General features: G+C 64.8%; 2 protein-coding genes. Both read right to left on the minus strand.

Annotated elements, in window-relative coordinates:
- On the minus strand, nt 1-1,386 hold a 1,386-nt coding region (locus EN879_RS33955), incomplete at its 3' end, for an ABC transporter ATP-binding protein (protein ID WP_164774761.1).
- 97 nt (nt 1,387-1,483) lie between these two features.
- The coding region (locus EN879_RS33960) for a BMP family ABC transporter substrate-binding protein (protein ID WP_127274616.1) at nt 1,484-1,901 on the minus strand (418 nt) is incomplete at its 5' end.

Here is a 1,901-nt window from a genome sequence, read left to right on the forward strand (position 1 = left end):
ACCGGCTTCTGGTGATCTGCCAGGGGCGCGTGTCACCGCCGCGCCGGCGCGGCTGAGGTCGACGATGGTCTGGCGGATGAAGGCGCTGGCGCCGACATCGACGCCCCAGGTCGGCTGGGAGACAAGCAGAAGCTTCGGCTCGAGCGCGATCTCACGGCCGACGATGAATTTCTGCAGATTGCCGCCCGACAGGCTTTGCGCCGTCGAAGCCGGACCGTTGGCCTTGACCTTGAACCTGTCGATGATGCCAGCTGCGAAGGCGCTGGCTTTGCGCCGGTCGACCAGGCCGTTGCGGACGGTGCCGAAGCGATGGGCGGTCAGAACCGCGTTCTCCCACAGCGTATGCGACGGTACCGCGCCACGGCCCAGCCGTTCCTCGGGAACGAAGGCGAGACCGAGCTTACGGCGCTCGTCGGCACGAAGGCGAGCGGCAGCGGTACCGCAAATCCTGATCGCGTCGTTGTTGTGATGCGTGCGTTCGCCGCTGAGCAAGGCGATAAGCTCCGCCTGGCCGTTTCCGGACACTCCCGCCAGGCCGACGATTTCCCCGCCATGAACGTTGAAGGAGACGTCCTTCAGATCCACGCCGAAATGGTCTCTTGCCTTGACCGAAAGGTTGTTGACCTCGAGCACTGGCTTCTCGCTCGGGGTCGGCGGGCTGACATGCATTTCCGGCAGCTTCGAGCCGACCATCATGCGGGCGAGCTCGAGCGAGGTCGTCTCTTTCGGCCGAGCGGTGCCGGTGACCTTGCCGTTGCGCAGCACGGTTGCGGTGTCACAGAGCTCCTGCACCTCGTCGAGCTTGTGGCTGATGTAGACGATGCTGCAGCCTTCAGCGGCGAGTTGTCGAAGCGTCTCGAACAGCTTGACCACCGCCTGTGGCGTCAGCACGGAAGTCGGCTCGTCGAGGATCAGAAGCTTGGGCGCCTGCAGCAGGCAGCGCACGATCTCGACGCGCTGCCGCTCGCCGACAGAGAGGTCATGCACCTGGCGATGCGGATCGATCGGCATACCGTAGCGAAGCGAAAGCTCGCGGATCTTGGCGGCAAGCGAGGGCAGATCGAAGGCGCTGCTTGCCGAGAGCGCAATGTTCTCGACCACTGAAACGGATTCGAACAGCGCGAAGTGCTGGTAGACCATCTCGATGCCGAGCGCGCGCGACGTCGCCGGGTTGTGCGCCGCGATCGGATTGCCGTCGCAGAAGATCTCGCCGGAATCGGCCTGCGCCGCGCCATAGATGATCTTCATCAGGGTCGATTTGCCGGCGCCGTTTTCGCCCAGCACGGCGTGGATTTCGCCGGGCTGGATAGACAGCGAGACCTCGTCATTGGCGACGACGCCGGGATAGCGTTTGCGGATGTTGCGCAGTTCTAGACGCGGATGCATGGCGGGTCCTGCCGTGGCGTGAAGCGAGGTTGGACGGGAACCAGGCAGGGAGACGCCGAAGGTCGGTCTCGGCGCCTCCCTGGTTCTTTGATGGCGTTCAGCTCAGCTTGCCGATCATGCCTTTGACGAACCAGTTCATGCCGCGAACATCGTCATCGGCCAGGACGGAGCCTGCAGCGACCTTGAGGTTGCCGGCCTGGTCCTTCAACTCGCCGCCATAGGGGTGCACCTTGCCGCTGCCGATGTCGGCCTCGAGCTGCTTCAGCTTGGCCTTGGTGTCGGCCGGTATGCCGTCATTGTAGGGCGCCATCTTCACGACGCCCGCTGCCAGTCCATCCCAGCGCACTTCCGGCTTCCAGGTGCCGGCGGCGACGGCCTTGGCGGCGCCGACATAGTCGCTGGTCCAGTCGAGGACAAAGGACGTCAGCTGTTTGCCCGAAGCGAACTTGGCCATGTCGCTGGCGTAGCCGATCGACCAGGCGCCGCCTTCACCCGCGACCTGGACGCCCGTCGCC

It is taken from the genome of Mesorhizobium sp. M7A.F.Ca.AU.002.02.1.1 (genome assembly GCF_003998535.1).
Classification (GTDB): domain Bacteria; phylum Pseudomonadota; class Alphaproteobacteria; order Rhizobiales; family Rhizobiaceae; genus Mesorhizobium; species Mesorhizobium ciceri.